6 protein-coding genes are annotated in these 6,416 nt (G+C 27.5%); 3 read left to right on the top strand and 3 right to left on the bottom strand.

What is annotated here, in order from left to right; all coding sequences use genetic code 11:
* Positions 1–306 precede the first annotated feature (306 nt).
* The 3 genes from ACVHXK_RS06125 to ACVHXK_RS06115 are packed head-to-tail and all read left to right on the top strand — an operon-like array spanning position 307 to position 3,262.
* On the top strand, positions 307–1,446 hold the full coding sequence (locus tag ACVHXK_RS06125) for an FtsX-like permease family protein (RefSeq protein WP_461205487.1): 1,140 nt from the start codon (positions 307–309) through the stop codon (positions 1,444–1,446).
* Positions 1,447–1,457: 11 nt separating this feature from the next.
* Positions 1,458–2,135, top strand: coding sequence for an ABC transporter ATP-binding protein (locus ACVHXK_RS06120; RefSeq protein WP_461205486.1), 678 nt, complete (start codon positions 1,458–1,460; stop codon positions 2,133–2,135).
* Entirely contained in the window at positions 2,135–3,262 is a 1,128-nt protein-coding gene (locus tag ACVHXK_RS06115; RefSeq protein ID WP_461205485.1) for an ABC transporter permease, read from the top strand. The genes ACVHXK_RS06120 and ACVHXK_RS06115 overlap by 1 nt, the downstream gene beginning before the upstream one ends.
* 88 nt (positions 3,263–3,350) lie before the next feature.
* Here ACVHXK_RS06115 and ACVHXK_RS06110 read toward each other — a convergent pair whose 3' ends face one another.
* From ACVHXK_RS06110 to ACVHXK_RS06100, 3 genes are all read right to left on the bottom strand, one after another.
* Positions 3,351–4,289, bottom strand: a complete 939-nt coding sequence (locus ACVHXK_RS06110) for a GGDEF domain-containing protein (RefSeq protein WP_461205484.1) — start codon at positions 4,287–4,289, stop codon at positions 3,351–3,353.
* Positions 4,276–5,400: a cobalamin B12-binding domain-containing protein gene (locus ACVHXK_RS06105; protein ID WP_461205483.1), complete on the bottom strand. Its 1,125-nt coding sequence runs from the start codon at positions 5,398–5,400 to the stop codon at positions 4,276–4,278. The genes ACVHXK_RS06110 and ACVHXK_RS06105 overlap by 14 nt, the downstream gene beginning before the upstream one ends.
* Positions 5,401–5,492: 92 nt before the next feature.
* Complete coding sequence (locus tag ACVHXK_RS06100) at positions 5,493–6,413, bottom strand: type II secretion system F family protein (protein ID WP_461205482.1); 921 nt, start codon at positions 6,411–6,413, stop codon at positions 5,493–5,495.
* Positions 6,414–6,416 lie beyond the last annotated feature (3 nt).

Below are 6,416 nucleotides of genomic sequence, written 5' to 3'. Positions count from 1 at the left end.
AAAGCCGTGTGCGGAAAAACCGCATGCACGGTTTGATGAGGGGAAAGAGGCGAGAGCCTCCGACCTACTCTACCAATTGAGGATGATTCTCTCCCTTTGGTCGAGAATCTTTATTTTATTTAATTAAAGATTTTGTGACGGAAGGAACAAAATCATCATTAATTGTGCATTGATAATTGTGCATTGTGCATTAAAAAAATTACCCTAGTCATAAAGAAAATATGACCAGGGTAACTTTTTTATTACCTACTCTTTCTTATATGATATATATAAGGAATAAAATTATAAAAGAAAGGACTAAAAAATATGAAAGTATTATCACCACGTTTATATACTAGGAGAAATAAGAAGAAAGTTTTTGCTTCAATTAATTCAGTAATGATAGCAGTTGCTTTTTTATTAATTTTATACTCTTTTGTGAGAACACTTATGTTTTTTCAACTTAGGAAATCTGTTTATGTTTATAATGAAGTTGTAAAAGTTATGCCTTATGGAGAAAAGCCCATTGATATAACTATGATTAATAACATTATTAACAATGAAAATGTGGATAAGGTTGTTCCTATAAGGACTAATTTGGGGATAAAATATGTTGCTCCAGGGGTTAGTGACCGCATAACAGTATTACCTATTTTAGAAGAAGATAGAGAGTACTTAATGGAAAAGCTAAATATTACTATAGTAGAAGGACGACTACCTAAAATGGATTCTATGGAAATAGCTATAACCAAAGATATAGCTATAAATAGAGAAGTGAAAATAGGGGACAAAGTAGGAGATAGTATAAATAAATTTGATGAGCTACCTGGTGAGTATGAAATAGTGGGATTATTAGAAAACGATGCATTAACTTCTATAGTATCTGTTAATGAGAGTAGTTTTCCGAATTATAGTGATAGAGATGCAGCTTTAAGCGGTGGGTTCTATGTATTTCCTGAAGAGGGAAAAAAAGAAGCTATGGATGAATACTTAACAAGTCTTATTAATGCTGATATTTCTATAGTTACAAAAAAAGTTGCTCAAGAATATTTTGATGATACTTCAGGTGTCCTTAAAGTAATAGATATTATTGCAATTTTGTCTATTGTAGTAATGGTACTTACCGTAGGTAGTTCAAAGTATGCTCAATATTTAAATAGAAGAGAAGAATTAGGGATGCTAAATGCTTTAGGGTATAACAAAGATCAAATATTAATAAAATCTCTCAAAGAAGTTGTTTTGATTAACTTAGGGGGATATGTATTTGGTTTAATATTAGGTGTTTTAGGATCTTTATTATTAGCAAAAGGTTTATGGGCAGAGTGTGGAATTGATGGATTTTTATATGCAAAGAAAGGGATTATTATGTCTTCATTTGTACCTTTATTCACTATATTGTTTAGTATAATTCCTATAAATGTAATGATAAATAAATTAGATCCAATAAAAATGATTGAAAAAAATTAGGGGGAGATAAAATGTTTAAAATAGAAAAGGTTAATTTGATTTATGATATAGGAAAAGAAGTACAGACTTATGCTTTGAAGGATATAAATTTAACTCTTCCTGAAAATAAAATGATAGGAATAATGGGACCATCAGGTAGTGGTAAAAGTTCACTATTGTATATAATGGCTGGATTGAAAAAACCTACATCAGGAGAGATATCCTACAGAGAAATTGATTTTAGTAAAATATCAGCTAAGGAAGCAGCAACTTTAAGATTAAAAGAATATGGATTTGTTTTTCAAAGACATTTTTTAATAGATTATATGACAGTTTTAGAAAATGTATTAACACCTATAAATAGTGATAAAAAAGAGGACAAAGAAAAGGCAATTTATTTATTAGAAAAGTTAAAAATAGATCATCTTGAAAATAAAAAACCATATCAATTATCAGGGGGACAAAGACAAAGAGTTGCTATAGCAAGAGCTTTAATAAATGACCCAAAGGTGGTATTTGCAGATGAACTTACTGCGGCATTAGATCATGAAAGTGCAAGAGAAGTAATGAATTTTTTAAATGAATACAAGAAAAAAGCTTTGGTTATTATAGTAACTCATGACCCATCTATATTAGAGGGAGCAGACAGTATAATTAACATTAGAGATGGAGAAATAACTACTATAGATAAATTTGAAGGGGTGGTATAATGAGACCTTTATCAAGTTATATTTATATAAAGAGTAATATTAAGAAGATTCTTCCTAGCTTTATTAGTACCATAATAAGCGTGCTTTTGATATTTATTTTTGGATTACTATTATATAGCTGTATAGATGATTTTAATAAAATATCTACTAATATTATGGAAAAAGGAACCTATGTATTTAGTAATAGTATAGAACATCCTTTAAGTGAAAATATAAAAGATTATATATACAATGATGATAGTATAAAAGATGTTGTACCAATGCTTGGTTATAGTAATAGTTTTAATTATAATGCTGCGTTTGGAAATGTTGGAACACAGGCTGCGGTTATGTATTCAGAGGATGTAGAAAAAACTTTAAAATATTTTGAGATACAATTAGTTGAGGGAGTTATTCCTAGAAACAACAAAGATGAAATATTGTTACCAGAGGAGTATGTGAAGCAATATGGCTTAAAGCTTGGTGATTATATTAATAATGATACAAGTAAATCAGTTGTAGTAGAAAGAGAATACAAATTAGTTGGAATAACAAAAGGAAATAGATGGGTTCCTATTGTTTGTGATGTAGGAGATTTAAAAAGGCAAGATGCTTTAAATTATGGGATGATGTACTTTTTTAATGATAATAGTAATATGGAGATAAATGATGACATTATTGCTTTAGATGAAGAAAATGTTGTAATTCAAGATTACAATACTGTTAAAGAATTAATGGATGAGATAGCTTCAGGTATTGATTTTTTATATTTTTCTTTAGATATTGTAATATTGTTGGTGCTTATTATATCTTTAAGTAATTTGAACTATATAGTATTTTTGAACAGAAAAAATGAGTTTGCCATATTAGGGACAATTGGATTCTCTAAGGCAAAGCTTAGATGGAAGTTGTTTAAAGAAAATTTGATTGTATGTTTTGTAGGTTTTACAATCGGGATTGGATTGACCAGTTTAATAACTTATATATTAAATATTGTAATTTGGTTACCACAAGGACAATATGTTCAAATTTTTAGAGGAGATTCATTTCTAATTGCTTTAATAGTTCCTGTGGCTGTTTCAATATTATCAATGTTATCTTCTGTAAGAGAAATGAATAAATTAGATATGGATTCATTGAATATATAAACTATCTTTTCCAAAAAAAATATAATTTAAGGAGCCTATAGATTTGAGTATATATATAAAGCTATAAGGCTCCTTTGTTGATGATAATTTAAATACATTCTCGGAATACAACTTTATTTCTGCCAGTTTTTTTAGCTTCATATAAAGCATCATCAGCTTTTTTCATGAAAGAGTCAATTGAATCTTGAGAATCATAATAGGTAGCTCCAAAGCTTGCTGTTATAGTACTGTCCATATCTTTTATTATTAATTCTTCGCATTTTTTTCTGAGTTTTTCACCAATGATTAAAATACTATTTTTATCTGTACATGACAAAAGAATTACAAATTCTTCTCCACCAATTCTTGCAACAGTATCTTCATTTCTAGTATTATTTTTAAGCATATTAGAAAAAGCTACTAATACTTTATCCCCAAAATCATGACCATAGGTATCATTTACTTTTTTAAAGAAATCTAAGTCCGCCATTATTAAACCTATTTCAGCACAGTTTTTTCTTGTTTTAAAAGAGATGGCTTGATTTAATCTATCAAAGAATTCTCTTCTGTTGCTTAAGCCAGTTAGATAATCTGTATTTATTAGTTTTGTTATCTTTTCATTTGCTTTTTTTAGTTCAATATTTTTTTTTGTTAGTTCCCTAGTTAAACCCATCATTTCAATATTTAACTGACTTATCTTTTCTATAATTTTCATATCAGTTATATTTATACTTTCGAAGATAATAATTGTACTGTTTTCTAAAATGAATTTTTTTCCTTTTAGTTCAAGTTTATTTTTAGAAGTTACATTAATTTCGTATATAGGGGAAGGAGAGTACTCATATATTTTAAACTCTTTGGAATAGTTTAATGAAAATAAATTGTTAAAATTAAATGTATTTTTGTCATTAATGTTGATATCTAAGGATTCTTTTAAATCTTCATTTATAAAAATTATATTATCATTAGTATCTAAGATAATTATTGGTAGGTTAGAATATTTTATCAATAAATTTAATACATCCGAATTCAAATTAATATTCATCATTTGAAGTGTTCCTCCACCACTTATTTACAATATTAATTGTTTCGTCAACATTGGTACATACTTTATCAGCACCTAATTTTTCAGAAGACTCATTATTATAGGAAAAAGCATGTCCACCAACTAGAATCTTTAAATATCTTAATTCTTCATAAGATTTAATTTGTTTGATAAGGTCAGTTACATTATTAATATTAAATGCCATTGTTACTGAGATAGCTAAAAAATAAGGTTTTTCAGTAAGCAGCATATTTATTACTTCTTCATTTGGAGTATTTGCTCCTAGATAAAATACATCCCAACCGTCTAACTCCAATAAGTCTGCTATCATTCTAGCACCTAATTCATGAAATTCGTTATTAGCAGCGGTTATTAAAGCTTTTCCTTTTATGTTCTCAGCTAATATTAAATAATCCATATAGATAGAGGCTATAATTCTTGAAACGATAGAAGTGGCTAAATGCTCCTGTGCAACAGAAATTTTTCCAACTTCCCACAGTTTTCCTATATCGTACATTGATTCTTTAATAACCTCAGTATATATAGTTTTAAGAGAATCTTTGTCATGTATTAGATCTTTAATTAGTTCAATAGCTTTCATATGATTAGCCTGAAGAAGTAACTTTGAAAAATCTTCTTTTTCTTTTTTTAAATCATTTATGAATAATTCTTCAATATTTAAATTCTTTTCTAATGCCTTTTCAATTTCAAAGTCTTTATTAAAATGTATTATCCATTGGTAAACTTTGTTTATTTCATTAAATGAATCTATGTCTAAAGTGTCACTAATTACTTGTGTCCATACATCTAAAACAACTTTAAAATATTCACGTGAAAAACCTCTTGAAATATAACTACTTATAACCCATTCTAGTGAATTTTCTAATAATTTGTAGTCATTGAGTAAAAAAACATTAGCCATAAATTTACCATGGTTTATGTGATTATCATACATAACTGATAATAGATTGAAATTAATTAAATTATTAGCTTGGTTTTTTTGAAACATAATTTCATTGACTTTGCGTGTCATATAATCTAGATTTTCCTCGTAATTTTTAGCGGATGTATAGGATACAACTTCACCGTATAATATTTTTTTATCTGAGTTCATAGTGACCTCCTAGCTGCTTTTTAATTCTATTTTAACATTATTATTCTATTTAGGTAAAGTAAAACAGAATAAATATTGTTTAATAAGTATGCTTAGTTACCAAATTCATTTATTAGCTGAATTAATGCAGGTCCTAATAATACTATGAATATACTTGGAAATATGAATAGAACTAGAGGAAACAATATTTTTATAGGAGCTTTCATGGCTTCTTCTTCAGCTCTTTGTTTTCTTTTTTCTCTTTCTTCCTGTGAGCGGAGTCTAAATATTTTAACAAAGCTAACACCTAGTTTTTCAGCTTGAAGTATACTATTAATCAATGATTTTAGTTCTTCGAATTCTAGACGTTCTTTAACTCCTGTTAAGGATTCTTTTCTTGTTTTACCTAAACGAATTTCTTCAAGACAAATATGAAATTCTGTAGAAAGTATACCGGTTTTCTTAGATATTACTTTATTTAGAGCTGAATCAAAACCTAGTCCGGCTTCAAGGCAGACAGTTAATATATCTAAAAAATCAGGTAGCTCTCTAAGAGCTTGTTTATATCGTTTCTTGATTTTCTGATTGATATAGTAATTAGGAAGAATAAAGGATATTGCTAGTCCAATCATATATATAACCAAAACACCTGAAAAACTTAAGCTTAATAATTTTCCGTAAAAAGCAAATATTATAGGCAAAAATATTTTTACAATAATTTTTATCATCTGAAAATCTACAGCAGTCATATCAAAAGGATTGCCTGCTTGAGTGAGTTTTTTATCTAAAAGTTGTTCTTTATTTGAAGAGATTTTTTTGCCAAAATAGGTGTTGTATTTATCTCTTAGTGAAAGCAAATTTTTTTTATAATTTGGTTTACCTTTTTTTTCTTCTTCATTTTTTTGATAAATTAATTTTTCTGTATTGATAAAAATCTTTATTCTTTTTCTTGCAATTGTTTTTGATTCGAAAAGTTTTAAAACGATAAGGAGTGAAAATAATACCGTTGTCAATAAAAATGAAATTACTAACATAGT

Source organism: Clostridium sp. DL1XJH146 (assembly GCF_054819755.1).
Note: the sequence above shows the minus strand (reverse complement) of the source record. Positions and strands in the feature narration are given on the sequence as shown.

What these genes read in the sequence shown, in the direction of transcription:
- ACVHXK_RS06110 (WP_461205484.1), bottom strand. Translation starts at nt 4,289, where the DNA reads ATGATGAATATTAATTTGAATTCGGATGTATTAAATTTATTGATAAAA.
- ACVHXK_RS06100 (WP_461205482.1), bottom strand. Translation starts at nt 6,413, where the DNA reads ATGTTAGTAATTTCATTTTTATTGACAACGGTATTATTTTCACTCCTT.
- ACVHXK_RS06105 (WP_461205483.1), bottom strand. Translation starts at nt 5,400, where the DNA reads ATGAACTCAGATAAAAAAATATTATACGGTGAAGTTGTATCCTATACA.
- ACVHXK_RS06125 (WP_461205487.1), top strand. Translation starts at nt 307, where the DNA reads ATGAAAGTATTATCACCACGTTTATATACTAGGAGAAATAAGAAGAAA.
- ACVHXK_RS06115 (WP_461205485.1), top strand. Translation starts at nt 2,135, where the DNA reads ATGAGACCTTTATCAAGTTATATTTATATAAAGAGTAATATTAAGAAG.
- ACVHXK_RS06120 (WP_461205486.1), top strand. Translation starts at nt 1,458, where the DNA reads ATGTTTAAAATAGAAAAGGTTAATTTGATTTATGATATAGGAAAAGAA.